Source organism: Paraburkholderia sp. DD10, assembly GCF_049177125.1.
Taxonomy (GTDB): domain Bacteria; phylum Pseudomonadota; class Gammaproteobacteria; order Burkholderiales; family Burkholderiaceae; genus Paraburkholderia; species Paraburkholderia terricola.
This window is the reverse complement of sequence record NZ_CP185392.1, coordinates 201,923-227,041: the sequence shown is the minus strand read 5'-3', so window position 1 is coordinate 227,041 and position 25,119 is coordinate 201,923. Positions and strand designations below refer to the sequence as shown.

General features: G+C 62.9%; 25 protein-coding genes. 10 read left to right on the top strand and 15 right to left on the bottom strand.

Annotation, left to right across the window (positions count from 1 at the left end; translation table 11 throughout):
• The first annotated feature begins 67 nt into the window (after positions 1-67).
• Entirely contained in the window at positions 68-793 is a 726-nt protein-coding gene (locus ACOCG7_RS01095) for a GNAT family protein (protein WP_310122123.1), read from the top strand.
• A 108-nt stretch (positions 794-901) separates the two neighbouring features.
• On the opposite strand, the gene ACOCG7_RS01090 is transcribed toward ACOCG7_RS01095, so the two are convergent.
• On the bottom strand, positions 902-1,435 hold the full coding sequence (locus ACOCG7_RS01090; protein ID WP_114164021.1) for a GNAT family N-acetyltransferase: 534 nt from the start codon (positions 1,433-1,435) through the stop codon (positions 902-904).
• 246 nt (positions 1,436-1,681) lie between these two features.
• Here ACOCG7_RS01090 and ACOCG7_RS01085 point away from each other — a divergent pair, with 246 nt between their 5' ends.
• On the top strand, positions 1,682-2,260 hold the full coding sequence (locus ACOCG7_RS01085) for a DUF4337 domain-containing protein (RefSeq protein WP_073429715.1): 579 nt from the start codon (positions 1,682-1,684) through the stop codon (positions 2,258-2,260).
• A 74-nt stretch (positions 2,261-2,334) separates the two neighbouring features.
• Positions 2,335-2,952 carry a LysE family translocator gene (locus tag ACOCG7_RS01080; protein WP_421376493.1) on the top strand — a complete coding sequence of 206 codons (618 nt, stop codon included), beginning with the start codon at positions 2,335-2,337 and terminating at the stop codon, positions 2,950-2,952.
• 13 nt (positions 2,953-2,965) lie between these two features.
• Here ACOCG7_RS01080 and ACOCG7_RS01075 read toward each other — a convergent pair whose 3' ends face one another.
• The 6 genes from ACOCG7_RS01075 to ACOCG7_RS01050 form a co-directional block, all read right to left on the bottom strand.
• Entirely contained in the window at positions 2,966-4,240 is a 1,275-nt protein-coding gene (locus ACOCG7_RS01075; protein ID WP_421376491.1) for an RNA polymerase sigma factor, read from the bottom strand.
• A 4-nt stretch (positions 4,241-4,244) separates the two neighbouring features.
• The gene (locus ACOCG7_RS01070; RefSeq protein ID WP_421376489.1) at positions 4,245-4,652 is read right to left on the bottom strand and encodes a VOC family protein; all 408 of its coding nucleotides are present in this window, start codon (positions 4,650-4,652) and stop codon (positions 4,245-4,247) included.
• A 96-nt stretch (positions 4,653-4,748) separates the two neighbouring features.
• Positions 4,749-5,162 (bottom strand): YciI family protein, encoded by a 414-nt coding sequence (locus ACOCG7_RS01065; protein ID WP_083081949.1) that lies wholly within the window; start codon positions 5,160-5,162, stop codon positions 4,749-4,751.
• A gap of 147 nt (positions 5,163-5,309) precedes the next feature.
• Positions 5,310-5,663, bottom strand: coding sequence for a YciI family protein (locus ACOCG7_RS01060; RefSeq protein ID WP_083081947.1), 354 nt, complete (start codon positions 5,661-5,663; stop codon positions 5,310-5,312).
• Between the two features lie 306 nt (positions 5,664-5,969).
• The gene (locus ACOCG7_RS01055) at positions 5,970-6,443 is read right to left on the bottom strand and encodes a hypothetical protein (protein WP_073429710.1); all 474 of its coding nucleotides are present in this window, start codon (positions 6,441-6,443) and stop codon (positions 5,970-5,972) included.
• An 819-nt stretch (positions 6,444-7,262) separates the two neighbouring features.
• Complete coding sequence (locus tag ACOCG7_RS01050) at positions 7,263-7,535, bottom strand: DUF1488 domain-containing protein (RefSeq protein WP_083083025.1); 273 nt, start codon at positions 7,533-7,535, stop codon at positions 7,263-7,265.
• Positions 7,536-7,978: 443 nt separating this feature from the next.
• Between ACOCG7_RS01050 and ACOCG7_RS01045 the strand changes: the two genes are divergently transcribed.
• Positions 7,979-8,452, top strand: a complete 474-nt coding sequence (locus ACOCG7_RS01045) for a GNAT family N-acetyltransferase (protein ID WP_083081945.1) — start codon at positions 7,979-7,981, stop codon at positions 8,450-8,452.
• A 48-nt stretch (positions 8,453-8,500) separates the two neighbouring features.
• Positions 8,501-8,851 carry a DOPA 4,5-dioxygenase family protein gene (locus ACOCG7_RS01040; RefSeq protein WP_083081944.1) on the top strand — a complete coding sequence of 117 codons (351 nt, stop codon included), beginning with the start codon at positions 8,501-8,503 and terminating at the stop codon, positions 8,849-8,851.
• A gap of 53 nt (positions 8,852-8,904) precedes the next feature.
• Here ACOCG7_RS01040 and ACOCG7_RS01035 read toward each other — a convergent pair whose 3' ends face one another.
• The 5 genes from ACOCG7_RS01035 to ACOCG7_RS01015 all read right to left on the bottom strand — a co-directional run bounded on the left by ACOCG7_RS01035 (position 8,905) and on the right by ACOCG7_RS01015 (position 16,746).
• Complete coding sequence (locus tag ACOCG7_RS01035) at positions 8,905-9,216, bottom strand: high-potential iron-sulfur protein (protein WP_083081942.1); 312 nt, start codon at positions 9,214-9,216, stop codon at positions 8,905-8,907.
• Positions 9,217-9,324: 108 nt separating this feature from the next.
• The gene (locus tag ACOCG7_RS01030) at positions 9,325-10,125 is read right to left on the bottom strand and encodes an ROK family protein (RefSeq protein ID WP_083081940.1); all 801 of its coding nucleotides are present in this window, start codon (positions 10,123-10,125) and stop codon (positions 9,325-9,327) included.
• Positions 10,126-10,167: 42 nt separating this feature from the next.
• Positions 10,168-11,775, bottom strand: a complete 1,608-nt coding sequence (gene zwf, locus ACOCG7_RS01025; protein ID WP_421376485.1) for a glucose-6-phosphate dehydrogenase — start codon at positions 11,773-11,775, stop codon at positions 10,168-10,170.
• Between the two features lie 79 nt (positions 11,776-11,854).
• Positions 11,855-14,674 (bottom strand): MGH1-like glycoside hydrolase domain-containing protein, encoded by a 2,820-nt coding sequence (locus ACOCG7_RS01020; protein ID WP_421376483.1) that lies wholly within the window; start codon positions 14,672-14,674, stop codon positions 11,855-11,857.
• A 71-nt stretch (positions 14,675-14,745) separates the two neighbouring features.
• Positions 14,746-16,746, bottom strand: a complete 2,001-nt coding sequence (locus tag ACOCG7_RS01015; protein ID WP_421376481.1) for an amylo-alpha-1,6-glucosidase — start codon at positions 16,744-16,746, stop codon at positions 14,746-14,748.
• Positions 16,747-16,957: 211 nt separating this feature from the next.
• On the opposite strand from ACOCG7_RS01015, the gene ACOCG7_RS01010 reads away from it, so the two are divergent.
• Both ACOCG7_RS01010 and ACOCG7_RS01005 read left to right on the top strand, forming a co-directional pair.
• On the top strand, positions 16,958-17,278 hold the full coding sequence (locus ACOCG7_RS01010; protein ID WP_083081935.1) for a hypothetical protein: 321 nt from the start codon (positions 16,958-16,960) through the stop codon (positions 17,276-17,278).
• Between the two features lie 67 nt (positions 17,279-17,345).
• Positions 17,346-19,478: a phosphocholine-specific phospholipase C gene (locus tag ACOCG7_RS01005; protein WP_083081933.1), complete on the top strand. Its 2,133-nt coding sequence runs from the start codon at positions 17,346-17,348 to the stop codon at positions 19,476-19,478.
• Positions 19,479-19,511: 33 nt separating this feature from the next.
• On the opposite strand, the gene ACOCG7_RS01000 is transcribed toward ACOCG7_RS01005, so the two are convergent.
• Both ACOCG7_RS01000 and ACOCG7_RS00995 read right to left on the bottom strand, forming a co-directional pair.
• Positions 19,512-20,627, bottom strand: coding sequence for a succinylglutamate desuccinylase/aspartoacylase family protein (locus ACOCG7_RS01000; RefSeq protein ID WP_421376478.1), 1,116 nt, complete (start codon positions 20,625-20,627; stop codon positions 19,512-19,514).
• Between the two features lie 45 nt (positions 20,628-20,672).
• A complete protein-coding gene (locus tag ACOCG7_RS00995; RefSeq protein ID WP_083081929.1) occupies positions 20,673-21,440 on the bottom strand; it encodes a transporter substrate-binding domain-containing protein in 768 nt (255 codons plus the stop codon).
• A 675-nt stretch (positions 21,441-22,115) separates the two neighbouring features.
• Between ACOCG7_RS00995 and ACOCG7_RS00990 the strand changes: the two genes are divergently transcribed.
• Positions 22,116-22,817, top strand: a complete 702-nt coding sequence (locus ACOCG7_RS00990) for a tyrosine-type recombinase/integrase (RefSeq protein ID WP_421376476.1) — start codon at positions 22,116-22,118, stop codon at positions 22,815-22,817.
• 61 nt (positions 22,818-22,878) lie between these two features.
• Positions 22,879-23,082, top strand: a complete 204-nt coding sequence (locus ACOCG7_RS00985; protein WP_421376474.1) for a hypothetical protein — start codon at positions 22,879-22,881, stop codon at positions 23,080-23,082.
• A 212-nt stretch (positions 23,083-23,294) separates the two neighbouring features.
• On the opposite strand, the gene ACOCG7_RS00980 is transcribed toward ACOCG7_RS00985, so the two are convergent.
• Positions 23,295-23,708, bottom strand: coding sequence for a hypothetical protein (locus ACOCG7_RS00980; RefSeq protein ID WP_421376472.1), 414 nt, complete (start codon positions 23,706-23,708; stop codon positions 23,295-23,297).
• A 435-nt stretch (positions 23,709-24,143) separates the two neighbouring features.
• On the opposite strand from ACOCG7_RS00980, the gene ACOCG7_RS00975 reads away from it, so the two are divergent.
• The gene (locus ACOCG7_RS00975; protein WP_421376470.1) at positions 24,144-25,076 is read left to right on the top strand and encodes a hypothetical protein; all 933 of its coding nucleotides are present in this window, start codon (positions 24,144-24,146) and stop codon (positions 25,074-25,076) included.
• The last annotated feature ends 43 nt before the right edge of the window (positions 25,077-25,119 follow it).

The window sequence follows — 25,119 nt, the reverse complement described above, 5'->3', positions numbered from 1 at the left end:
TCTTTTTAACATACCACGTTTGCCGTATCGTTCTTCGTAAGCTAACGACCCGCTTTGGAGAGTAGAGATGGAACCCAGACGTAACGCGTTCGAACAACCCATCGGCACACCCGTGCCGGACTGGAACGGCGCCGGGGCGCCCGGCCGCGAGCCGCTCGCGGGCCGCTATTGCCGGATCGAACCGGTGAACGTCGAGCGCCACGCCGCGGACCTGCACGACGCCTACCGCTCGGCGGCCGATGGCCGGGACTGGACGTATCTGACGATCGGCCCGTTCGACAGCCTCGACGCGTATCGCGAGTATCTGACGCGCGCCGCCGCTTCGGCCGATCCGCTGCACTATGCGGTGATCGATCTGGCGACCGGCAAGGCGGTCGGCACGCTGGCGCTGATGCGCATCGATCGCGCGAACGGCGTGATCGAAGTCGGCCACGTGATTTATTCGCCGCGTCTGAAGCGCACGCGCATCGCCACCGAAGCGATGTTTCTGCTGATGAAGCACGTGTTCGACGAACTCGGCTATCGGCGCTTCGAATGGAAGTGCGATTCGCTGAACGGTCCGTCGCGGGCCGCCGCGTTGCGCTACGGCTTCACGTTCGAAGGCATCTTTCGCCAGGCGATCGTGTATCGCGAACGCAATCGCGACACCGCGTGGTTTTCGATCATCGATAGCGAATGGCCGGCGCTGCGTTCGAGCTACACGCGCTGGCTGGATGCGGGCAACTTCGATGCGCAGGGCCAGCAGGTCGAGCGGCTGGTGGATCTGATCGCGCAGCAGCGGGCGGCAAGTTAGCGAAGGCGATCGATAAGCGCTCGCGAGTTGGATGCATCGAGCCGTCGACCGGATTGCAACGAGGCGCTCAACCGCCGACGCGCCCACCGCCCACCGCGCGCCACCGGCTCAAGCCGCGTCTGCCGCGCGACGCAGCACGATGGTCGGCTTGCCTTTGTAGGTGGTGCGAAGGTGCTCGCGATAGCCGCACTTGTCAGCGACGCGCAGCGAAGGCTGATTGTCCGGCGCGACGATACAGGCCGTTTCAGCGCCGGGCCAGTGCGTGTCGGCCCAACGCAAGGCGGCGCGCACGGCTTCGGTCGCGTAGCCGCGGCCATGCGCCGCCGGGTCCAGGGCCCAGCCGATTTCAGGCGTGCCCAACGAAGGTTCGATCTCGCGGTGATAGTCGGCGAAGCCGACCTCGCCGAGAAACCGGCCGCTCTGCGTCTCGCGCACCACCCAGTAGCCGTAACCCAGCATCGCCCAATGTCCGGCGTAACGCAGCAGACGCGCCCAGACTTCCTCGCGCGTGAACGGTTTGCCGCCGATATAGCGGATCACCTCGGGATCGGACCACATCGCATAGCTATCGAGGAAATCGTCACGGGTGTGCGGACGCAGGGTCAGGCGGTCGGTGGTGAGGTGGGTGGAGTGAGTGGACATTTGAAGGGCGAAGGTGCGGGAACGCCTGAAAGTTAAGGAGCGTTGAGAGTGCGAGCGATGATCGCAGATTTTGTGCGCGTATGCCCAGCGGCCCCAACCCAACGCCTTCCCCCTCCCCCCTCGCCACACGCTAAGATTGAGGCCCGCCGGCCCCGCAACCCGCGCATCGCAGCGCGGCTTGCACGCATGTCGCCAGCACGCGCGCCGCCCGCACATCAAAAGAAAAGCCCTGCCTCGGAGAATCGGATGTCTGAAGAATATGAAGTCCACGGTCCGCACGACCATGCCGTCCAACACGCCGGCCATCATGACGCGGACCCCTTTGCGGGCCGCATGGCCGTGATAACGGCGGTCCTCGCGACGATCGGCGCGCTGTGCGCCTATCAGAGCGGCAACAGCGAAAACCTGGCGCTGTACTACAAGAACGAAGCCGCCATCAAGAAGACCGAAGCGTCGAACCAATGGAATTACTACCAGGCCAAGGGCGAAAAGCAGAACCTCGCCGAACTCGGCGAGGCGCTCTCGCCCGGCAACACCGATGCCCACGCGAAGTTCGCCGCGGATGTCGACAAGTACAAGCAGCAGAAAGAACCGATCCGCGCGAAGGCCGAGGCGATCGAAAAGGAAGTGCTGGACAACGACGCCAAGAGTGAAGCCCTTCTGCATGGCCACCATCGCTGGGCGCAGGCCACGACGTTGATCCAGGTCGCGATCGCCCTTTGCGCGATCACCTTGCTGACTCGCAAGAGATGGCTGCGCAATCTGTCGTTCGTGGTGGCGACGGCCGGCGTGGTGATGGGCGCGGTGGCGTTTTTCTCGGCTTGATTCGATGCAACAACGGCTAGCGGACGCATCCTCGGATTGCGCCGCGCCGTACTGTCCGCGATAAGGAGTGGTGTGTGATTGATGGCTCTGCCGTTCTAGGCGTTTTCTCCGTGTATGTGGCCGGCGTGGTGATCCCCGGGCCGAACTTCGTCGCCGTTGCGCACAAGGCCGCGTCGGCCACGCGCGTCGAGGCGCTCGCGATGGTCGCCGGCATCGTGCTGGTCAACCTGCTCTGGGCAAGCTGCGCGATTCTCGGTGTCGGTATTGTATTCACCGCGTTTCCGTGGCTCGCGTTGGTCGTGAAAGTGGCAGGCGCGGCTTATCTGATCTGGTTCGGCGGCCGGCTGATCGTCAACGCGTCGGCGGGCAAGCCGGCGCAAACCGTGAAGGCGTCGGCGGGCGGCTTCCGGCAGGCCTTCGCGCAAGGTTTCGCGACCAACATCGCGAATCCGAAGTCGATGGCGTTCTTCGCCGCCGTGTTCTCTTCGGCCGCGCCGGCGCATGTGAGCGTGGGAACCTTTGCCGCGATGCTCGGCATGGTGGGCGTCGTCGCGAGCAGCTGGTATGGATTCGTCGCGCTGACGTTGTCGCACGCACGCATCGCAACCGCGTACCGGCGCTGCAAGGCGTGGATCGACCGCGTGTGCGGCGGCCTGATCGTCGCGCTGGGCGTGCGTCAGTTGATTCGCTAGCGGCTCATACGATTCAATGCGCACCGCCGCGTGCGCGTTCGAGCAGCAACTCGCGCTCGCGCGCATTGCGCGTCATCGTGGCCGCGCGTTCGAATTCGGCGCGCGCCTCTTCCGTGCGCCCCAGTTTCGCCAGCAGATCGCCGCGCACGCTCGGCAGCCAGTGATAGTTGGCGAGCGCGGGATCGGCGGCGAGCGCGTCGACGATCTCCAGACCGGCAGCCGGCCCGAACGCCATGCCCACCGCCACCGCCCGATTCAGTTCGACCACCGGCGAAGGCGCCACCTGGGCCAGCGCGTCGTAGAGCGCGACGATCTGCGCCCAATCGGTGTCGTCGGCGCGGCGCGCGCGCGCGTGACACACGGCCAGCGCCGCCTGCAACGCATAGGGACCGCTCGCGCCGCCGAGCGCATGCGCGGCGTCAAGCGCGGCCAGTCCGCGGCGAATCAGAAGCGGATCCCAGCGGCTGCGATCCTGATCGAGCAGCAGCACCGGACGGCCCTCGGCATCGGTGCGTGCATGCGTGCGCGACGCCTGAATCTCCATCAACGCGACGAGGCCATGCACTTCGCTTTCGTCGGGCACGAGACCGCTCAACACCCGCCCAAGCCGCAGCGCTTCCTCGCATAACGCGGGACGCATCCAGTCGTCGCCGGCGGTGGCCGAATAACCTTCGTTGAAAATCAGGTAGATCACCTGCAGCACCGACGCGAGCCGCGGCGCGCGCGCATCGGCCTGCGGCACCTCGAACGGCACCTTGGCCGCCGACAGCGTGCGCTTGGCCCGCACAATGCGCTGCGCGATGGTCGGCTCGGGCACGAGAAACGCCCGCGCGATCTCGTCGGTGGTGAGGCCGCCGAGCAGCCGCAGCGTGAGCGCGACGCGCGCGTCGGTGGACAACACCGGATGACACGCGGTGAACACCAGCCGCAGTAGATCGTCGCCGATATCGTCGGCACGCGCGGCATCGAGGGCATCGACGAAATCGGGCACGAGGTGAGCCTCCAGCGCGTCGAGATCGTGGCCCAACTCTTCGCGCTTGCGGGCATGCAGCGCTTCCTGCCGCCAGCGGTCGAGCGCACGGTTTTTCGCGGTGGCCATCAGCCAAGCTCCCGGATTGTCGGGCACGCCGGCCTCCGGCCAATGCTCGAGCGCGGCCACCAGCGCGTCTTGCGCCAGCTCCTCGGCGAGCCCGACGTCGCGCACGATCCGCGCGACGTGGGCAATGACCTTGGCGGATTCGATCCGCCAGACGGCCTCGATGGCACGATGGGTGGCCGGTATCGTCACGAGTTCAGCCCGCCGCCTGGGCGTTCGGGTCCATGTAGATCAGCTCCCACACGTGCCCGTCGATGTCCTCGAAGCCGTGGCCGTACATGAAGCCGTAGTCCTGCGGCGCGCGCGGCGCCGTGCCGCCCGCGGCGAGCGCCCTCGCGACCAGCGCATCCACCTCGCCCCGGCGTTCGCATGACAGGCCCACCAGCACCTCGGTACTTTCCTTCGGGTGGCAAAGCGCCTTATGCGTAAACGACTTGAACAGCGCCTTGACGAGCAGCATCGCGTAGAGGTTCTCGCCGAGGATCAGGCACGCCGCCTGGTCGTTGGTGAATCGCGGCTCGAAGCTGAAACCGATCGCGCTGAAGAAGGCCTTCGACCGTTCGAGATTGTCGACGGCGAGATTGACGTAAATCTGCTTGTGCATGATGAGCATCCGTTGGTCAGGTGGTGCTGCGCGGCGACCGCGCGTTGGGGCAGGTGCCGCCGCGCATGCGGCGCGGCGTTCGGATCGACGCGCGGCTCAGCGCCTGGCCGCTTCCAGTTCGCGGAATCGCTCGACTTGCGGGCCGGGTTCGAAGTCGTCGAGTTGAAATAGCTGGCGCACTTCGATTTCGCCCTCGGCCTGCTCACCGAAGGGCGCCGGAAAGCGCCGTGCCCATTCCATCGCCTCCTCGCGCGAGCGGACCTGAATCAACGTGTAGCCGGCGATCAGTTCCTTCGTTTCCGCGAACGGACCTTCCACCACGGTCTGCTTGCCGCCGCTGTAGTGAACCCGCCAGCCCTTCGAACTCGGTTGCAAGCCGGTGGCGTCGAGCAGCACGCCGGCCCTGGCCAGTTCTTCGTGGTAGGTCGCCATCGCGGCCAGCAGCGCTTCGTCGGGCATGTCGCCGGCTTCGCTGGCGGCCGTCGCCTTGACCAGGATCATGAATCGCATCGCCGTTACTCCTTTTCGTGGTGAGAGGGAGAGCCGTGCAGCCTTGCTGGCTCCTTACTCACACGACGAGCGATGCACGACCGGATCGACACCCTAGCGACGCGCCAGGGAAAACCCCCGGTCAATGCCAACGGATGCGCCTATCGCTTACGCGAAACAAGGTCCGAGCTTGCGAACCTCGACGGTGCACCACGACGCCGCCGGACAGGCTTGCGCGATCGCCACGGCTTCGTCACGGCTTTCGCAATCGAGCAGGAAGAAACCGCCGATCATTTCCTTGGCTTCGGCAAACGGGCCGTCGAGCAGTTTCGGCTGGCCGTTGCGCACCTGCACGCGCACGGCGTCTTTCGTCGAGGTGAGCGATTCGACGGCGAGCAGTTTGCCGCGTTCTTTCAGGTCGGCGGCGAAACGCACCATCTGGTCGTAGACTTCGCGCCCCGCGGCTTCGCCGCGCTCGATGCGTTGATGCGGGGGTTCGACGATGAGCAGCATGTAAGACATGGCGTCTCCGATTGATCGCGCCGCGGACGTGAACGCCCGGTACGCGTATGAACGCAAACAACGCGCTTGCGGTAGGTAGGGTGAGGCAGTCTAGCAAGCGCGGATCACTCCGGCAAACGCTGCCCGACGCCGGCGTGGCGGTCGATTGGGATCTTTACGGAGACTCGTCGTCTCCGCGCGGCACGGAGAGGCTTTTTTGCGTCGATCGCCGGTTTTCGCTGCACGGCGCGAAGCCGCTGCAATGCAAAAACGCCCCATGCGGGGCGTTTTCGTTGGCGCAGTATCGGAGCGAGACTGCCGTACCGATCAGACCGCCGCTTCGGCGATCGCCCGCATCTGCGCGGAGCGCATCAAGCCTTCGATCATTCGCGCTTCGGCGCTCGCAATCTCACTCAACGATGCGACGGACAATTGCCCGTCCAGAATCGCCAGCGCCGCGCACAGGCGGGCGTATTCGTCGTCCTCGACGGTCCACGCGCCGTCGCGATGCTCGCGGGCGTCGACCTGAACCATCGCGGCATGCGCGCTTTCGATGTCGGCCAGCAAGTCCTCACCAAGCCCAAGCCGCGCAAGCTCTTGCGAGACCAGCAAATGCCGGCTCAACGTCGTGTGGAGCGTCCGCGAGCCGTGGCTGTGCCGGAACGCGTCGAGCGCGCTATAGGCCTGCAGGACCATCGCCGTGGTGACTGGCTCGTGTGCGGTGCGGCTAAAGGTCAGCGCGCGCAACAGCGGGGACATGGCCGACTGGCTGTGCTTGCGGACTCGCGACTTACTGGACATATCGTTCAACCTCCTTCGCTGACTTTCAGCTCGACCACCGAATTCTGCACGACTTCGGCGATAAGCGCCGCCGAAACGCCGGCGGCTTGACAGGGCTCGACTGCGAGACCGTGTCGCCATCATGGCAAGCAACTATTAAGGCCGGCTTAAACGTCGGAGGAGTGGTTCAAACGAAAAAGAGACCCTGTTCCCGCGAGAGAACAGGGCCGGACAGGATGGAAGGGTCGTGCATGCGCGTGGATGCCTGCCGACCTGTCACCACCGCAAACCAATCAAGCTGTTGCTACCTCAACTGCTGCTGCAAAAAGCGATTACCGACTGAACTGCTATTGCTGCTGTTGCTGCCGTGCTTGTTGTTCCTACTGCTACTGCAAAAGCGGGTGCTGCCTTGTACTGCGACTGCATCGCAGCCGGGTCCTTCGCCTTCAACTACGCCTGGCTGCAACCCCCTACTGATTCGCGCGCTTCTTGCGTGGATCGCGCGCCGTTTGCATTGCTTCTACTTCCTACTGCTTTACTGCCCTGCCGCATTCGACAACGCGGCACACTGCCATCAACGGTACGGTTCAAAACAACGCGGGGGGAGACCGCGTCGATGGGGCTCGGTGTTTTGTCGCTCCATGGAAAACAGTGTAGGCGAGAGCATGCGACGGCAATTGGCCGAAGCGAGGGGAATTGGCAGGCTAATTTGACGAATCGGCGTAACGCGGCGCTTTGATCCGATGTCAGAGGCGTGCGGGCCGGTTACGCCGTGGTGAGTGTGGTGAGTTATCTGGCGGACGGGCCGGTGCCGAGCGACGCTCGACCCGGCGAAAGACGTCAACCTCGCGCGGCGAAGTCGCTGATCGTCAACAGGACTTTTTCGCCGGGCCGCGCCAGCATCTTTCGTTCGGCGACGGCGATGATGCGCTTGCGTCCGTCCGCGAAGGTCTTCAGTACGCGTTCCTCGCCGGCGTCGCGTTGCAGCCAGAAGTGCTGTTCCAGCGCCTCGCGCGTCACAGCGCATTCGAGCTCCCGCCCTCGCGCCGAAAGCTGGAAAATCACCGCGCGTCCGTCTGCCGAGACGCTAGGTTCAAGCTCGATAATCTCCATAGCCCACCTCGCAAAGTTCATTAAGCCATTCGCCGTGTTGAACGAACGACGCCGGAAGAAACTGAACGAAACGCCGGCCGCGCGGCGGTTCGCCGCCTTGCGCGAGCAGGCATCGAAATTGCGCACTCGCCGGTTCGCGGGTGAGACAAAAGCAAAGCGCATGCCAATTTGCAAACCAAGGCGCGGCGGGTCGCTGCGCCTGATGACGCCCACTGAGGCCGTACCTCGTCTCACAAGCTGCAAAGTCCGGCGGTGCCTGAGGCGGCGCGCGCGGCGATAACGCTGATCCGCATCGATAAGAGCATCGGTCGATGACATCGGCGTGTGCTTCGAGCAATGAAGTCCAGAGGCGACAACCTGACCCCGTGGTAAAAAAGCGCTGCTGGCTCGACAATTCACGCCAATTTTTACTGACCGTCGCCCTCGCCGGAAACGTTACCAACATGTCCGATCACGAACCCGCCCTCACCCTGCGCCCGGCGCTGAGCGCCGACGAGGCCTTTCTGTTCGACCTGCGCAAGGCGACCATGACCGAACACCTCGCACGCGCCGGCGACGCTTCGGACGACGCCGAACATCGCGCGCGCGTGCTGCATCGTTACGACGCAGCACGCGTGATCTGCATCGACGGCGCGCCGGCCGGCTTGCTCAAAGCACACCGCACCGACACGGAATGGGTCGTCATGCAATTGCAAATCTCGCCTGAACACCAAGGGCGCGGCATCGGCGAACGCGTGCTGCATACCGTCCTGCAAGCCGCGCAGAAGGAAGCGCTGCCGGTCGCGCTGAAGGTGCTCAAAGGCAATCCCGCGAAGCGCCTGTACGAGCGCCTGGGCTTCGAAACCATCGGCGAAGATGACAGACAGTTTCACATGAGGCGTGCGCCGCGCGCGTCGGCGGAAACCGAAGCAGAATAAATGGCGGATAAGGACTGCCCCGACGCGTCGAACCCAACGGACTTTGTTATGACCTTTCGCGACCCCTCAGTAATTGCCAACTGGCACGCTCACGTTTATTTCGATTCGAGCAGCCGCGACGCCGCGTGGGCCTTTCGCGAGCAAATCGAAGCGCGCTGGAACGGCAAGCTGCAAATGGGCCGTTTCCACGAACGGCCTGTCGGACCGCATCCCATGTGGTCGTATCAGCTCGCGTTCGCGCACGAGCAGTTCGCCGAACTGGTCGGCTGGCTCGCGTTGAATCACGGCGCGCTGGATGTTTTCCTGCATCCGAATACCGGCGACGCCCTGCGCGATCATCGCGACGCCGCGGTATGGATCGGCCATTCGCACGAACTGGCGCTGGGCGCGTTGCGCTGAAGCGCGCCGAATCCGCGCGCACGCAGCGCGTGTTCAACCAACGAACGCGCCGCTCACATATTCGTATACGAACCGCACCAGCCGCGCGCGGCCACCTGCTTGTCGCCGAACAGCGTGCAGCCGCCGTAGGCGTCGGTGGCTTTGCCCTGGAACAGCGAGCAATTGCCGCAGGTTTGCCCGGCGGCATAGCCGGGGAATTTCGCTTTATCGACCTTCGACGCGTCCTCTTTATAGCCGACGGCTTGCGCCTTCGGATCGGCTTCGCTGAGCGCGTTGGCGGTGTCGGCGAACGCGGCGCGCGACAGCACGAGCGATGAGCCCACGCCCACGCTCAACAGCAGGAAATGACGGCGCGATGTTTTCATTTGTTGATCCGTTGGAAAGTGGGGTGCCCGTCGAGGGCAAACGTTTAGACCGAGCGCTTTATTCCGTCGACATGTTCTTATTCCGCCAGGTGCCGCTTGTGGAACCGGTCATTTGAAACGCCCGGTCCGTTCATTCGCCTCGGGCAATTGCCGCGTTTCGCGCACGGACTTCGGATGCCATAGCCGCGCGCCGCCCTGAATACCCGCATCGTTCGAAACGGTTGCGACGTTCGCCGGCAACTCGATCGTGAGACGCGCCGCGTTGCCGCCGCCGATCCACAACCTGTCGTAATTCACCAGCGAGTCCAGAATGCCGATCACCTTCTGCACGCGCCGGTTCCAGCGCTTATTCCCCACCTGTTCACGCGCGGCCTCGCCGATGTACTCGTCGTATGCGACGCCTTTCCTGCTCACCGGATGATGCGCAAGCTCCAGGTGCGGCATCAGCTCGCCGTCGCGAAAGAGCGCCGTGCCCGCGCCCGTGCCCAGCGTCAGCACGAATTCGATGCCGTGGCCTTCGATCACGGCAAAGCCCTGCATCTCGGCGTCGTTGATCATGCGAACCGGCAAACCGCCCAGGCGTTGCGCCAACGCATCCGCGAGCGGAATGTCGTGCCAGCCCTCGATGCCGAAGTGCGGCGCCGTGAGAATGCGGTTATTACGCACCACGCCGGGAAAACCGATCGACATGAGCGAAGGCGGCGCCTGTTTGATGAGCGGCTCGACCAGTTTCGCCAGCGCATCCACCAGTTGATCCGGCGTGCACGGATGCGGCGTCGCCACGCGCATGCGCTCGGTTTGCATCTGACCGTCGGCACCGATGATTGCGGCTTTCAGGCCGCTGCCGCCAACGTCGATCGCGAGAATCCGCTCGGTGCTGTCTTTTACTTTCGCCTTACGTGTCGCCACGGTGTCCCCCGGTTGTATCGTGTATTGAAGCGTTGGATCGCGTCACTTCTTCTCGATTGCGTTCTTTTTCAATGGCCGCCATGCATGGCCGTTGCGCGCCAGTAGCGCATCCGCTTGCGCGGGTCCGTCGCTGCCGGCCTCATAACCGTGCACCGCAAGCGCGCCGCCGGTTTTCGGATGCAGCACGTCGTCCACCGCGCACCAGCTCGTTTCGATGCTGTCCGCACGCTGGAACAACGTCTCGTCGCCGAGCATGCAGTCGTACAGCAAGGTTTCATAACCGACGTTGGCACGCTCCGCGAAGAAGTCGCCGTAATCGAACGACGACTGCACCGCGCCGATCCGCATCACCGGCCCCGGCGTTTTCACGTTGAAGTCGAAGCTCGTGCCGTGCGCCGGATCGATGCGCAAGGCCAGCACGTTCGGCGTCAATGCGTCGACGGGTGTGTCGCGAAACAAACGGAACGGCACGGGTTTCAACTGCACTGCAATCTCCGTGCGGCGCGCGGCGAGCCGCTTGCCGGTGCGCAGATAGAACGGCACGCCGGCCCAGCGCCAGTTCTCGATGAACACGCGGGCCGCCGCGTAGGTTTCGGTCGTGCTGTTCGGCGCGACGTCCGGCTCCTCGCGGTAACCGATGCCCGCCGGGCCGTTTTCGTATTGACCGAACACGACGTCGTCCGGCTTCAGCGGCTGGATCGCGTCGAAGATCTCGGCCTTCTTGTCGCGCACGGCTTCGGCGTCGAACGAATTGGGCGGTTCCATCGCGACCATGCCGAGCAACTGGAACAGATGGTTCGGCACCATGTCGCGAAACGCGCCGGTCTGCTCGTAGAACTTGCCGCGCCCTTCCACGCCGAGGGTCTCGGCCGCGGTGATCTGCACGCTGTCGATGTACTCGCGCCGCCACATCGGCTCGAACAGCGCATTCGCGAAGCGCACGGCGAGAATGCTCTGCACGGTGTCCTTGCCGAGAAAGTGATCGATGCGATACACCTGCGATTCCCTCGCATACGACAGAATGTGCGCGTTCAGATCGCGCGCCGAGGCGAGATCGGTGCCGAACGGTTTCTCGATCACGATGCGGCGAAAGCCGCCGCTAGCTCCCTCGCCTTCTTTCAGCAAGCCCGCCTGGCCGAGATGCTCGACGATCGGTTTGAAGAAGCGCGAGCCGACCGCGAGATAGAAGATCACGTTGCCGCCCGGCGTGTGATCGAGCTTCCGCTTGAGCATCGCAAACGTCTCGTCCGATTCGAATTCGCCGGCCATGTAGTCGAGGCGTTGCGCGACCCAGTCCCACGCTGTGTCGTCGAGCTTGCCGGCGTGGAAGGTGCTCGCTTTGTCCGCCGCGAACTGCCGCAGCGACGCGTGCAAATCGTCGCGCCACCTGCTCGTCCCACGCTCGCCATGATTCACGCCGACGATTTTCATGCCGCCGTCGAGCAGGCCGTCCACCGCGAGGTTGTACAGCGCGGGCATCAGGAGCCGCTTCGTCAGATCGCCGGCCGCGCCGAAGATCACCAGCGTGCAAGGCGGCGCGGGCCGCTTGCCGGCCGGCGAGGCGGGTGCATCGTGCGCCCGCGCGCTGATCTTGCAACTAAGTTCGCGGCCGGGGCTATCGGATGGCGGGGTATTCGGTGTAGTCGACATGGGATTCACGTTCGAAAAGCAATGAAAAGAACCTGGCGATACAGGAAAGACCGCGCCTGAACCCGGCCGCAGCCGGCGTTCAGGTGCGCAGCCGGGCACGCCATACAGGCGCCGATGCGGAAGCCAGGACCGGCTCACGTTCGGGCTCCGGTTCCGGCATGGCCGGCGTGGGCGCGGTCGGAATCGGCGCGCGCTCCGGTTCGCCCGCCAGCGGCACATTGCCCGACGCCGCCATGGCGCGCGGTTGCAGCAACAATGCGACGAGCCCGCTCCACCCGGTTTGATGCGAAGCGCCCACGCCGCGCCCGTTGTCGCCGTGGAAATACTCGTGGAACAGAATCAGATCGCGCGACCGGGGGTCGGCTTGCAACAGCGGATACGCGCCCATCACCGGACGCTCGCCGTCCCTGTTCTTGAGGAACAGCGTGGTGGCACGGCGCGCCAGTTCGTCGGCGATCTCGCTGAGCGAGAACTTTTGCCCCGAGCCGGTTGGATACTCGACACGAAACTCGTCGCCGTAATAGCGGTGAAATTCGTATAGCGATTCGATCAGCAGATAGTTCACCGGCATCCACACCGGACCGCGCCAGTTCGAGTTGCCGCCGAACACGCGCGTATCCGATTCAGCCGGCAGATACTTGACGCAAAAGCTGTTGCCGTTGTGGTTGAACACGAACGGATGGTCGCGATGGAATCGCGAGAGCGCGCGCACGCCGTGGTCGGAGAGGAATTCGCTTTCGTCGAGCGCCCGGCGCAGCAAAGCTTTCATGCGGTGTCCGCGCAATACTGAGAGCAGCAGCGCATTGCCCTTGCCCGGCTCGTTCCAGCGCGAGACCAGCTTCGCCAGATCGGGGCGATGTTCGAGGAACCAGACGAGCCGCTCGCGCAGACACGGCAAGTGGCCATGCAAGTGTTCTTCAAGCACGTGCACGGCGAAGAGCGGAATCAGACCGACGATCGACCGCACGCGCATCGGCACGCTGCTGCCGTCGGGCAGGCGCAGCTTGTCGTAGAAGAATTCGTCCTCGCTGTCCCACAGGCCCGTATCGCAGCCGTCGTCGCAACTCACGGCTTCGGCGATATACAGAAAGTGCTCAAAGAACTTCACGCCGATATCGACGAACACGTGATTCGCATACGCGAGTTCGAGCGCGATGCGCATCAGGTCGAGCGCGTAGGCGGCCATCCACGCGGTGCCGTCGGCCTGATCGATGTGGCCGCCGGTCGGCAAAGGCGAAGAGCGGTCGAAGATGCCGACGTTGTCCAGCCCGAGAAAGCCGCCCTGAAAAATATTGCGGCCGTCGGCGTCCTTGCGGTTTACCCACCACGAGAAATTCAGCAGGAGCTTGTGAAAGACCAGTTCCAGAAAATCGCGATCCGCCTTGCCCGTGAGCGCGCGGTCGATCTCGTAGACACGCCACGCGGCCCACGCATGCACGGGCGGATTGGCGTCGCTGAGGGCCCATTCGTAGGCGGGCAACTGGCCGTTGGGGTGCTGATAGCGGTCTTTCACCAGCAGCAGCAACTGACGCTTCGCAAACGCCGGATCGATCAGCGCGAAAGCGGCCGCATGAAACGCCAGGTCCCACGATGCGTACCACGGGTATTCCCACTTGTCCGGCATCGACACGATGTCCGCATTGCACAGGTGCCGCCAGTCCGCATTGCGGCCGTGTTTGCGCGAGGCGGCCGGCTTGGGTTGCAGCGGATCGCCGTCCAGCCAGCGCTGCACGTCGTACTGGTAGTACTGCTTGGACCATAGCATGCCGGCGAGCGCCTGACGCTGCACGAGACGCGCGTCGGGGTCGTGGATCTCGTGTTGCAACGCGCCGTAGAATTCGTCGGCCTCGGCGATGCGGTGCGCGAACACCGCATCGGCGTCGAGTTGCGCGTCGCCCAGGTTGCCCTGCGGACACCAGCGCATGTACACCACGGCGCGCCCATGCGGCCCGAGTTCGATCGGCGCATGCGCCGCAGCCCTCGTGCCGGCGTCGCGGCGTATCGCCTGTTCGTCGCCGTGCACGAGGTAATCGTTGAAGCCGTCCTTGAACGGGCCCGTGCCTTCCATGTTGAAAAGGCGCTTGACGTTGGTATCGTTCTCGCAGAACAGCCACGTGATGCGCGGCGCGTCTTTCGACCATGCCGTCACCACGATCGGGTCGTGTACGCGATGATGCCCGAGCACATGCGCTTCGCCGTTGTGATCCGTGCGGATGGCGAGCGACGGCTTCTCCTTGTTTTCCTTCCATGACCACGAATTTCGCGCCCAGATTTGCGGCAGCACGTCGAGGGAGGCCGCCTCGTCCGCGCGATTCTCGATCGTCACGCGCATCAGAATATCGTCGGGCGCATGTTTCGCGTATTCGACCTGCACGTCGAAATAACGCAAGTCGTCGAATACGCCGGTGTCGAGGATTTCATACTCCGGCATGTCGCCGCCGCGGCGCGCGTTTTCCTCGATCAGGTCCTGGTACGGAAACGTGGCGTGCGGGTACTTGTAGAGCATTCGCATGTACGAATGCGTGGGCGTGCCGTCGAGGTAGAAGTACAGCTCCTTCACGTCCTCGCCATGATTGCCCTGCGCGTTGGTGAGGCCGAAAAGACGCTCTTTCAGGATCGGATCGCGGCGATTCCACAGCGCGAGCGACACGCACCAGCTCAGCGTGTCGTCACCGAAACCGGCGATGCCGTCCTCGCCCCAACGGTAGGCGCGGCTGCGCGCATGGTCGTGCGGAAAGTAATCCCAGGCGGTGCCGTCCGCGCTGTAATCCTCGCGCACGGTGCCCCACTGACGCTCGCTGAGATACGGTCCCCAGCGTTGCCAATGTGCACAGTCGGCCGAATGCAGGCGTGAACCCTCAACGGTGGCGAGCAGATTGGCGGCGCGAAGCGGTGGCATGACGACGTCCTTGCATCAGGCTTGCGGTGGGACTCACATCCTAGCGCGGTTTGCGTAACCTTGGGCTTCAACTAGGCAAGCAGCTTCTCCACGCGCAGCAACTCGCCGAGCGACCACGCCTGGAACGGCGTGCCGCCAGGCGCATGCGGAGCGTCGCCGCCGGCGATCTCCGAGAGATGATCGAGGCCGGCGTGGTCGAGATGCGCATGAAGCGGATCGAGAAAACGCGCCTTGGCTTCGGCGCGAGCGTCCGCCGCATTGCCGCGCACCCGCAGCCATGCTTCGACGAACGGGCCCAGCAGCCACGGCCATACGGTTCCTTGATGATAGGCGCCATCGCGCTCCAGCGGCGGACCGCCGTAATACCCGCGATAGGCGGGATCGGACGGCGCCAGCGTTCTCAGGCCAAGCGGCGTGAGCAGATGCGCCTCGACCTGGTCGAGCACCGCGCGCGCCGCCGCGCCTTCGAGCAACGGAAACGGCAGACCGCCCACGGCAAAAATCTGATTCGGGCGGATCGAGCGATCGACGCGGCCTTCAATGAAATCCACGTCGACGTTATCGAACAGCGCCTGCGTGGACGAATCGACGAAGCGCTCGCGAAACGCTTGCAACACATACTCGGCGGGCGGTAGCCACAGCGGGTTCCACGTTGCTGCAATGCGCAATGCGTTGATCCACAGCGCCTGTACTTCGACCGGTTTGCCGATGCGCGGCGTGACGACCCAGTCGCCGACCTTGGCATCCATCCACGTGAGTTGCATGCCGGGGACGCCGGCGTTCAACAGGCCATCGGCGGCGGAAGCCTGGATGTTGAAGCGCGTGCCGTTCGTATAGCCCGCGAGGATGGCTTCGGCGGCTCGCTGCAAGGGCGTTCGCGTGGCGGCGCTCGCGTGTCCCGTCGCCAGATAGTCGTGCAGGGCGACGATGAACCACAACGACGCATCCACCGAGTTGTATTCGGGCGCGTCGCCATAGTCGGGAAAACGGTTCGGCAGCATGCCTTGCGATAGCGTGCCCGACCATTCGAGCAGGATCGCTTCGGCCTCGTCGAGCCGGCCCGATGCGATCAGCAAGCCGCGCATCGCGATGAACGTGTCGCGGCCCCAGTCGGTGAACCACGGAAAGCCCGCGAGGATCGTGCGGCCTTCGTTGCGCGTGACCACGTAGGCATCGGCGGAACGTTGCAGCCGCGAGCCGAGTGCGCCGCGGCGTTGCTCCTCGATGCGCGCCAACTCCGCGGCATGCGCGGTTGGTGGTCGCGCGCCTGGCTGCGCTGTCGGCTCGCTGGCGGATGCGGCCGTGCACGCGGCCGTGACGCTCGGCGCGCTGAGGATCATCACCGCCTCGCTCGCCGCCAGATCGAAGCTGAATACGCCGGGCGTCGCGAGATCCTCGCTGAAGTCGAGGCCACGCTCGCGCTCGCGAACGTAGCAGAAGTTCCGATACCAATCGGGCGCGTGCGTGTAGACGCCGTTCGTGACTGCGCTGATCAGCGGCACGTCGCCGTAGGGTTGCCAACTCACGCATGCGTCGCCGTTGCTGATCCGCGCGTTGAAATTGAACGCGGGATTTTCGTGGTGCAACGCGTGATAGTCGCGGCCCGATAGCAACGGTCTCACTTTCAAGGTGAATGCGCGCATCGCGGGTAACGCCTGAACGCCGTTGATCGCGCCGTCGAGCCGCCAACGCAACACCGTTTCGCGCGTCGCCTTGGTCACGAATACCTCGGCGGTGAGCACCCCCTGCGTATCGAGCTGAAACCGCCACGTCGGCCACGGCACGGTGTCGAATTGAAGAAGGCTCGGCGCCAGGTCGGGATAGACCACGTCCGGCACATAGCGCTGCATGCTCAGCGGATAACGCGTGCCATCGGTTTCGAGCCACGCCTCCACGCCGTTGACGAGCGCGATGCGCCCTCCCGGCGCTCGCGTCGCGGTGAGCAGCAACGCATGATAGCGGCGCGTGCGCAGCGTGCCGACCGTGCCCGATGCGAATCCGCCGAAGCCATCCGCTTCGAGCCATTCGTCTTCGAGACGCGTGATGTCGAAAGGTCTTTCGATGCGTGTCATGAATTTACCGGAATAGGCCAAGCCGTGATCTTTCGATACGCCAAAACGACCGGACATATGGCGCTGCGGTGAACATTGTCCTGCTGATCGCTTTCCATCGCCTTTCGAAGAACCGACGCATCGAACAAGTTTCACTGACTCTCAAACGTTTCACAAATATTTCTCGGAAGGATTAGAGACTGCATCCGCTTTCACGAAACCGGATGCGGACATGAGAAGAGACAAACGCCTCGCGAGTGCGCTGTTTATCGCGCTTGCAATGTATGCGTTGAGCGGCTGCGGCGCGGATGATTCGCCACCGGCTGCCACTGCTTCAACAACCTCGGCATCTTCGTCGCCCACGATTGCGAACAACAACGATGTTGCGCAAAACGCGGGGACGTCATCCGCGGCGTCCACACCGCTCGCGGAGAACCCGTTCGCCGCTTCCGACGCAATCACGCAAAACATGCAAGCCAGTCTCGCCGCCGACAGCCGGCAAGTCGCGCCCGTGATGCGTTACGCACCAGGCGACAGCGCCGGCAGCAACTAACTCCCCAAGCCCATTCCCCCGGCGCGCGAGGCGCGCTATTCTTTCCCCCCGCAGAAGGTGATATTCGATGACATCAAATAGCCGTCGCCGTTTCCTGCAGACCGTGGCATCGTCCGCCGGCGCTGCCGCCGCGCTAACCGCGCTGCCCGAGTCGATTCGCAATGCGCTTGCCGTGCCCGCGTTTTCGCGCACGGGCACGATTCGCGACGTCGAGCACATCGTCGTGTTCATGCAGGAGAACCGGTCGTTCGACCACTACTTCGGCCACCTGCGCGGTGTGCGTGGCTACAACGACCGCTTCCCGATTCCGCTGCCGAACGGCAAGCCGGTGTGGTATCAGCCGTCGAAGGCCGACCCCACGAAGCCGGTGCTGCCGTTCCATCTGGATACGTCCACGACCAGCGCGCAATGCGTCGGCGATCTCGATCACTCCTGGTACAAGACCCATGCCGCGATCGGCGGCGGCCGCTACGACCAGTGGCCGGCCACCAAGACCGACATGACGATGGGCTATCACCTGCGCAGCGACATTCCATTCCACTACGCGCTGGCCGATGCCTTCACCGTCTGCGATGCTTACTTCTGCTCGCTGCCGGGACCGACGCACCCGAACCGTTCATATCTGATGACCGGCATGGTCGATCCGACCGGCACGCTGGGCGGTCCGCTGCTCGACAACAACGATTTCGTCGACGGCGACGGTCCGCCGAATTATCAGTTGCTCTCGTGGACCACGTACCCGGAACGCCTGCAAGCCGCGGGCATTTCGTGGCAGGTGTATCAGCAGGGTCTGACGGGCGCCGATCCGCTGAACGGCAACTACGGCACCAACGTCTTGCAGAACTTCACGAACTTCATCAACGCGCAGCCGGGCTCGCCTTTGTATGAGCGCGCGCAAACCGTTCGCACGATCGCCGATCTGAAGGCCGACGTGCTGGCGAACAAGCTGCCGCAAGTCTCGTGGCTGTGCCCGCCCGCCGCGTACTCGGAACACCCGAGCTATACGCCCGCGTATGGCGCGGAGTACACGTCGCAGGTGCTCGATGCGCTGACGTCGAATCCCGAGGTGTGGAGCAAGACCGTGCTGTTCATCATGTACGACGAGAACGACGGCTTCTTCGATCACCTCGTGCCGCCGCAACCGGCGACGACGCCCGCGCAAGGCAAGTCGACGGTGAGCACCGAGGGCGAAATTCACAACGTGGTGAATCCCGCGCGCGGCGGCAGCTATACCGCCGACGGTTTGCCGTATGGCCTCGGACCACGCGTGCCGATGACTATCGTGTCGCCGTGGAGCAAGGGCGGTTTTGTATGCTCGCAGGTGTTCGATCATACGTCGGTGATTCGCTTCATCGAAACGCGGTTCGGTGTGGTTGAGCCGAACATCACGGCATGGCGCCGCGCGGTGTGCGGCGACCTGACGGCTGCATTCGATTTCCGCACGCCGGACTCCAAGGTGCCGCCGCTGCCGGACACGAGCAACTACAAGAGCATCGCCGACAACCAGTGCGCGACCCAGCCGAAGCCGACCGTACCCGCTGCGCCTGGCGCGATCGATCCGCAGGAAAGCGGGATTCGTTTCGCGCGCGCGTTGCCGTATGAGTTGCATGTAAACGGCCACGCGGATGTGAAGAAGAACACGTTCGAGATTTCGTTCGGGAATTCCGGCGACCAGGGCGCGCATTTCTACGTGTACGCGACGAACCGCACGGATGGTCCGTGGCGTTACACGGTCGAGGCGGGCAAGTCGCTCAAGGAGACGTTCGACCTGACGACGACGAATGGCGCCTATACGTTCGAGGTGTTCGGGCCGAATGGTTTCGTTCGGAAGTTCGCGGGCGACACGCAGAAGGCCGCGAGTTCTCGCGGCAACGACAAGCCGGCGCAGCCTGAAGTGAAGGTGCAATACGACGTGGCGAACGGCAACGTGTTTCTGAGTTTCAGCAACAAGGGCGGTGGCGTGGCTCGCTTGACGGTGACCGACAACGCTTACGGTGCGCGCGTGCGTCCGGTGCTGGTGCCCGCCGGCGCGCATATCGAAGAGGCGTGGGTGCTGGCCTCGAGCCATCACTGGTACGACTTGACGGTGACGAGTAACGACGACGCGAGTTTCTCGCGTCGCTTGGCGGGTCACGTCGAAAATGGGCGGCCGAGTATCAGCGATCCGGCTGCGGTCGCGCCGGTTCTGGTTACAGGTTAAGTCGCGTTGGGAGCGCTGGGGGACGCAAAACCCTCACGCTCCCAGCAAAACCCCCGTCGTGAACGGCCGCGTGCCCGTCACACGCCCCAGCGGCGCGCCGGCCGTCACGAACCGGATCGCCCGCCGCATATAAAACACGCCTTCGGTATTGCTCGACACCGTGGTTGTCTCATCGGTCAACGGATCGACGATATCGAACAAAGCCTGGCCGACGCGAATCCTGTCACCAATCTTCGCGCGATGAATCAGGATTCCGCTCACCGGCGCATAAAACTGCTCACTGCCGGCGAGCGGCGTCGCGGGCGTCGGCAGTTCGGGCAGCGGCTTCGCGTCGATCAGAATCGCCTTGCGCCACGCGAGATAATCGACAAGCGCGTCGGCATCTTCTTGCGCCGTTTCATAAGAAACATCGCGCTGCCCGCGGCATTCAACCGTCACCGCAATCGTTCCATTCGGCACCGGTTTATCCGCCGGCATATCCTGCTGCAACTTCCACCACAACAAGCCATGCGTCTCATCGAACGACTCGCCGCCTGAGTTAGTGGCAAGCAGCGAAGCTTGCGCGCCGAGATACCGGGCCAATGGTTCGAACTCAGGCCACGCTGCTTCGCTCGTATAGAGATGCATTGCCGCTTCCAGGGAACAATGCAAATCGATCACGACATCCGCGTCGAAAGAGAGCTTCAGCAAAGCCAATTGCAAGGACTCGAATTCAGTCAACGGCTTCTGTTCCGTCAACTCAGCCGCAATCAGTTCACGAACGATCCGCCGATTTTCTTTCGCGTCGGAACCGAGAATCTCCTTCGCCCGCGCTATCAGTTTCGGGAACTGCATGAAGTGCCGATTGAAGTTCTTGCCGCTGCCTAAATCGAATCGTCCAAGAAATTGACCCAGCAGGTACTGGCCGAGTCCAACCGGATTCGCCACCGGCACCAGCACGATTTCCGCATTCAGCGCGCCCCGCTTTTCGAGTTCTAGCAATCGACGCTTGAGCAAAACAGTCGTCAGCATCGCGGGCGTTTCGTCGGCATGCAGCGACGACTGGATATAGATCTTCTCTCCGCTCCCAGCCGGACCGAAGTGAAACGACACCAGTTCGCGGTGCGTGCCGATAGCCGGCGACAAGAGCGGAATCGATTGCCTGTTCATGAGCGGATGATCTGAAGAAGATAGAAAGAGTAAGAAGCTAAACGATCAGTTGCCGTAGGGATCGAAGTCGAAGTACTTCCTCGCGATCCGCGCATACGTGCCGTCCTTGAGCATCGAAGCGATCGCCGCGTTCATGGACGCCTGCACCGCGGTCTCATCCTTGCGCAAACCGATGCCCACGCCGCGGTCGCCCATCGAAAGCGGTTCGCCGACAAACGCAAAACCCTTGCCCGCCGGCGTGCGCAAAAAGCCGATGTCCGCTTCCACCGAACCGAGCAGCGCGCCGTCGAGCCGGCCATTGCGCAAGTCGGCGAATACTTCGTCCTGACTCTTATAGGCGACCACGTGCGCGCCGATCGGCGCCCAGTTTTTCAGCGCGTAGCCTTCGAACTGCGTGCCGGACTGCACGCCGATCTGCTTGCCGGCCAGCGCATTCAAGCCGCCCGCGAGCGCGGAACCCTCTCGGGCGATCAAGCGCGACTTGAATTGAAAGAGCTTCGACGAAAAGAGAATCTGTTGTTCGCGCTTCTCGGTGATCGCCATCGACGACAGAATCGCATCGATCTTGCGCGCCTGCAGCGCCGGAATCATCCCCGCGAATTCGAGTTCCACCCACTCACAACGCGCGTGGATGCGCCGGCAGATTTCGTTGCCGAGATCGACGTCGAAGCCTTTGAAGGTGCCGTCAGGCGCCTTGACGTCCATCGGCGGATAGCTCGGATCGATACCGAGGCGCAGCGTGTCGGGCTCGGCGGCAAACGCGCCGCCGCTAAAAATCAGCGCGGCGCTCAGGATCATCAGCGGAATTTTCATGGACGGGAAAAGTGGATGGGGTGGAGGACGACAAACCGATCCTATGCCGCACCCGCGCTTTGAAACAGTCCCATCCGGACTATCATGATCACCTTTCCCGATCACCAACAGAAGCTTTCATGGCGCTGACGATTTCCCAACTGATAGGAAACAATTAAGTCTGTCGGTGGACAATTAAGTCGGTCGGACTCGTACCAAATAACGAACCTATTGCCCGAGATTCTCAATACCCTAGGCCTATTGATAGCTCACATCGGAGTACCCTCCGGCCGTCGCGTCTGCATTACGCGCGAGACGTTTTGTACTTGCTATCGTCACTGACTTAAAGTCCGCGTAAATGTCGCGCCGAGACGGCAGTATCGTTCTATATGAAATGTGCAGCGTCCATGGCCGTCCTTCCTTCTTGGCCGATGCGCATACACTTTTGGGGATGCAATGTACGAAGGTCCGCGTGCAGATGTGTCGGCACCGTCGCATGTTTTGGATTTCTGGCCTGCGAATAGCCTTGCCTCTTGGGAACAGGAGCCAGCGAAAACTTTCCTTTCCTGGCTCTGGGGCCAGCGCATCGCTGACGGGCAGTTCCGCGAATCGTCGCGGGAGACATACACCGCTATGTTCGCAACGTGGGTCCGGCATCTGGGGGACCGGCAACTGAGCCTGTTAGAGGCAACCCCCATGGACGCTACCGACTTCTTCGCCGAGCAGAGGCTTGAACCTAATTCGCGTCGCCGTTACCTCCAGTTGCTAGAAAAGGTCTATTGCCATCTTCGCTCATGTGGACTGGAGCGGCAGGACCCCCTTCAGCTCGAATTCGCAAAGGAGCGCTCGCTCGAATTCCGGCTGCCGGCAGGGTTGGACGGGGCAGCGCAGGAGGCCTTGATTCGTACGCTGTGTGACATTGAAGGGTGGAAGGGGATGCGCGACCGGGCGATGGCCGCGCTTCTTCTTGGTGCCGGGCTGCGGACGAATGAATTGGTTCACCTCCCGGTGAATTCGTTGAGCGAGAGCCATAAAGTGCGAGTCGAGCCAATGGGCGTGCATCACGCGCACACGACGCTCGTGCTGCCGGAGGGGCCTTGGCGTAAATGGCTGCGTGAATGGCGCGTCGAGCGCGTCGGGCGGTCAATACCTGGTTCACTGATGTGCCCGGCCACGCTTAAGGGAACGGCCTACTCTCCGTCAGGGCTGTTTCGGAGAGTATCAGGCTGGCTCGACGACGCCAACGTGGAAAGCCGACGTCAGGGTGCGGGAATCCTGCGCAATAGCTTCGCACGAACCGCACTGACTTGCGGTCGGTATACGCCGGAGGAGGTGCAAGAATTCCTGGGTCATCAGGTGCTCCGGACAACTGTGCGTCACAAGGCCACGGAAGCGTAGCGTGTTCGGCAGGCGTCCCGTCTTGCGAAGCAAACTCAGCGCCGTGTAGGGGTTTCACCACATGCTCATTGACATCTGCACCGAAGAATCCATCGGTTCAACCACGGATTTCGTGGAAAAGACCTTGGCGGCCAGGCGAAAGGCTTTTGCAGGAGCTGTGGCTGCAGTTCCGGGACATGCTCAAAACCGAGCTGGTTCCGGACGGGTCGTCTGCCAAGGCGGCTTAAGCCGGATTGCTGACCAAGTCGATGTAGCCAAAACGTGAAATCTGGCGAAGTCGGTGACGGTGGAGTGAGAGAGGCGGTTGGGGCGGTTGTTTTCCATGTACATAAAAGTCTGTACCTGTGCATAAAAGTTTGTACTAAACCCGACTTGTATATAAAAGTTTGTACCAACGGTGCAGGGGTATAGGTAGCTGAAAAAAGCGCTTCGCCATACCGCTACTGCAAGCGGCTGTTGACGGACACGGCGCTTTGTCTACCTGCCAGCCTTCGAGGCAACTGACATTGCGCCACCGCTGCTTGCGGCAATCAACCACTCCACCGCCCCGGCCGGATAATCCGCCGGCCACTCCCTTGCCAGCAAATCCACCGCATCCCGCGTCGCCATCTGCCGCACCCTTGTCTCGCCGCGACTTGCTGTGACGCTGCTTGCCCCAGCGCTTCTCACCCCCATTGCCTCCAAAACCGATTGCGCGCAAGCGACCCGGTCAATCGCCCGGCGCAGGCGCACGAAGCTGGCGTCCGAAATCCCTGCGTCTCGTGCCGCTACCTCTGTGTCGGTGACGACGTCTGCCAGCGGAATCGACAGCAGCTCAACCACTCTGCGCTCAATGTAAGTGGGCGCAAACTTTCGCTCGTGCAACTGCGTGGTGGCGTTTTGAGAATCCATTGCCCGTGAAGCGACGTCATTTAAACGTCGGCGTCGCGCAGTACCGCAGTCGGGGACATGCCCCTCGGGCGTCCTCTTTGACTGCGACGCGCCGATGACCTTAGGTGTATGTCAGGCGGATGCTGCTTCCGTCGAGGATGGTCAACGCACTCGTGGGGTGGGCTATGAGCAAGAGTAGCGGCAGCAAAAGTGGGCAATCCGGCAGCAACCAGTCGGCAGGCAGCGGCTCAAAGGCAGGTAGCCCCGGCGGGGGCCGTGCGCCCAACGGGTTTGTCGGCGGGAACTGGCCAAGCACTACCGGCGCGAAGTCCGGCGGCAACCGCGGGAACGCAGCGCCTTCTGGCAACAAGAGGTGGGTCGGAGACTGGCCCGGGCTCTCAAGTAAGCGTCACGGTCTGCCGTTATCGTAGCCGGGGCAATCACAAAGAGAGAACAATGGCGCAGGAGTACAACGCAGAAATCGGCCGCGCGCTTGGCTGGGACTTGGCCTGTTACGGCTGGAACCCTAGGGAAGACGCACCCATTGATGTAATCGAAGGGCACACCGCTGGCAATGCTCACTTTGGCGGCAAGCGCAAGCACCCGACGCGCTTTGAGCGTAAGTGGCTGCAACTACGTCAGAACGCGCTTCGACGAGGCCGAGTCGTTCACGAGGCCGTCACTCCTGCATACATTGAGTTCATTGATTACCCGACATGCCCGGTGACGCTGGTCGAATTGACCCATGGTACCGGCGAAGACACTGACTGGTCCGTGGACCGTGTGAACAATGACGCCGCTTATGCTGACGGCAACCTCATTGTCATGAGCACGCGCGCAAACAAAGCCAAGGGAAACAAAAGTTTCCTTGAACTATCGTCCCTTGTGGCCGACGGCGAGCCGCTACCCGGTCTCTCCGATAGGGAAACGGTGCGTTTGCGCTGTTTGATGGAAGGTCCATGCGGCATCGCGGAGATTGGAGAGCGTAGGAATGTGCTTTGGACCCGCATATGTCGGGGAAGCACCCGCACGAACTACCATAACCTTCAGCACATTCTGTTGATGGCGACAAGCGTCGACTCGTCTTCGCGCAACGTTGTCTTTCGCAAGCTGGTGGCTCTCGCGCATACCGACAGTCGCCAAAGCGCGAATCTTTTACAAGTGGCGTTCGAGAAGTTAAAAATCCGCCTCAAGACAGCCCAGTATCCGTACGACGCGTGCGGGGGCGAGGATTTTCAGGCGATATTGAAGCGATGGGTCGAAACTATCCCGAGCAACCGGAAGACGGCATTTGAGGCGGAGCTTGAATTGCTCACGGGTGCCCGTCTAATTTCCAACGAGACCGTTCGAAGCTGGTCGTTGGATACTAGGGGACGATACGCCCCCTGATGGCGTTGCGTCACCACTAGATGTCGGCGCTGCCGCAATCATC

Coding starts and splice junctions, on each gene's coding strand:
- ACOCG7_RS00975 (WP_421376470.1), top strand. CDS start 24,144: ATGGCGCAGGAGTACAACGCAGAAATCGGCCGCGCGCTTGGCTGGGAC.
- ACOCG7_RS01040 (WP_083081944.1), top strand. CDS start 8,501: ATGACCTTTCGCGACCCCTCAGTAATTGCCAACTGGCACGCTCACGTT.
- ACOCG7_RS01095 (WP_310122123.1), top strand. CDS start 68: ATGGAACCCAGACGTAACGCGTTCGAACAACCCATCGGCACACCCGTG.
- ACOCG7_RS01045 (WP_083081945.1), top strand. CDS start 7,979: ATGTCCGATCACGAACCCGCCCTCACCCTGCGCCCGGCGCTGAGCGCC.
- ACOCG7_RS01070 (WP_421376489.1), bottom strand. CDS start 4,652: ATGCACAAGCAGATTTACGTCAATCTCGCCGTCGACAATCTCGAACGG.
- ACOCG7_RS01050 (WP_083083025.1), bottom strand. CDS start 7,535: ATGGAGATTATCGAGCTTGAACCTAGCGTCTCGGCAGACGGACGCGCG.
- zwf (WP_421376485.1), bottom strand. CDS start 11,775: ATGTCGACTACACCGAATACCCCGCCATCCGATAGCCCCGGCCGCGAA.
- ACOCG7_RS01055 (WP_073429710.1), bottom strand. CDS start 6,443: ATGTCCAGTAAGTCGCGAGTCCGCAAGCACAGCCAGTCGGCCATGTCC.
- ACOCG7_RS00995 (WP_083081929.1), bottom strand. CDS start 21,440: ATGAAAATTCCGCTGATGATCCTGAGCGCCGCGCTGATTTTTAGCGGC.
- ACOCG7_RS00980 (WP_421376472.1), bottom strand. CDS start 23,708: ATGGATTCTCAAAACGCCACCACGCAGTTGCACGAGCGAAAGTTTGCG.
- ACOCG7_RS01000 (WP_421376478.1), bottom strand. CDS start 20,627: ATGAACAGGCAATCGATTCCGCTCTTGTCGCCGGCTATCGGCACGCAC.
- ACOCG7_RS01015 (WP_421376481.1), bottom strand. CDS start 16,746: ATGACACGCATCGAAAGACCTTTCGACATCACGCGTCTCGAAGACGAA.
- ACOCG7_RS01020 (WP_421376483.1), bottom strand. CDS start 14,674: ATGCCACCGCTTCGCGCCGCCAATCTGCTCGCCACCGTTGAGGGTTCA.
- ACOCG7_RS01065 (WP_083081949.1), bottom strand. CDS start 5,162: ATGCGATTCATGATCCTGGTCAAGGCGACGGCCGCCAGCGAAGCCGGC.
- ACOCG7_RS01010 (WP_083081935.1), top strand. CDS start 16,958: ATGAGAAGAGACAAACGCCTCGCGAGTGCGCTGTTTATCGCGCTTGCA.
- ACOCG7_RS01005 (WP_083081933.1), top strand. CDS start 17,346: ATGACATCAAATAGCCGTCGCCGTTTCCTGCAGACCGTGGCATCGTCC.
- ACOCG7_RS00985 (WP_421376474.1), top strand. CDS start 22,879: ATGCTCATTGACATCTGCACCGAAGAATCCATCGGTTCAACCACGGAT.
- ACOCG7_RS00990 (WP_421376476.1), top strand. CDS start 22,116: ATGGACGCTACCGACTTCTTCGCCGAGCAGAGGCTTGAACCTAATTCG.
- ACOCG7_RS01060 (WP_083081947.1), bottom strand. CDS start 5,663: ATGTCTTACATGCTGCTCATCGTCGAACCCCCGCATCAACGCATCGAG.
- ACOCG7_RS01035 (WP_083081942.1), bottom strand. CDS start 9,216: ATGAAAACATCGCGCCGTCATTTCCTGCTGTTGAGCGTGGGCGTGGGC.
- ACOCG7_RS01090 (WP_114164021.1), bottom strand. CDS start 1,435: ATGTCCACTCACTCCACCCACCTCACCACCGACCGCCTGACCCTGCGT.
- ACOCG7_RS01085 (WP_073429715.1), top strand. CDS start 1,682: ATGTCTGAAGAATATGAAGTCCACGGTCCGCACGACCATGCCGTCCAA.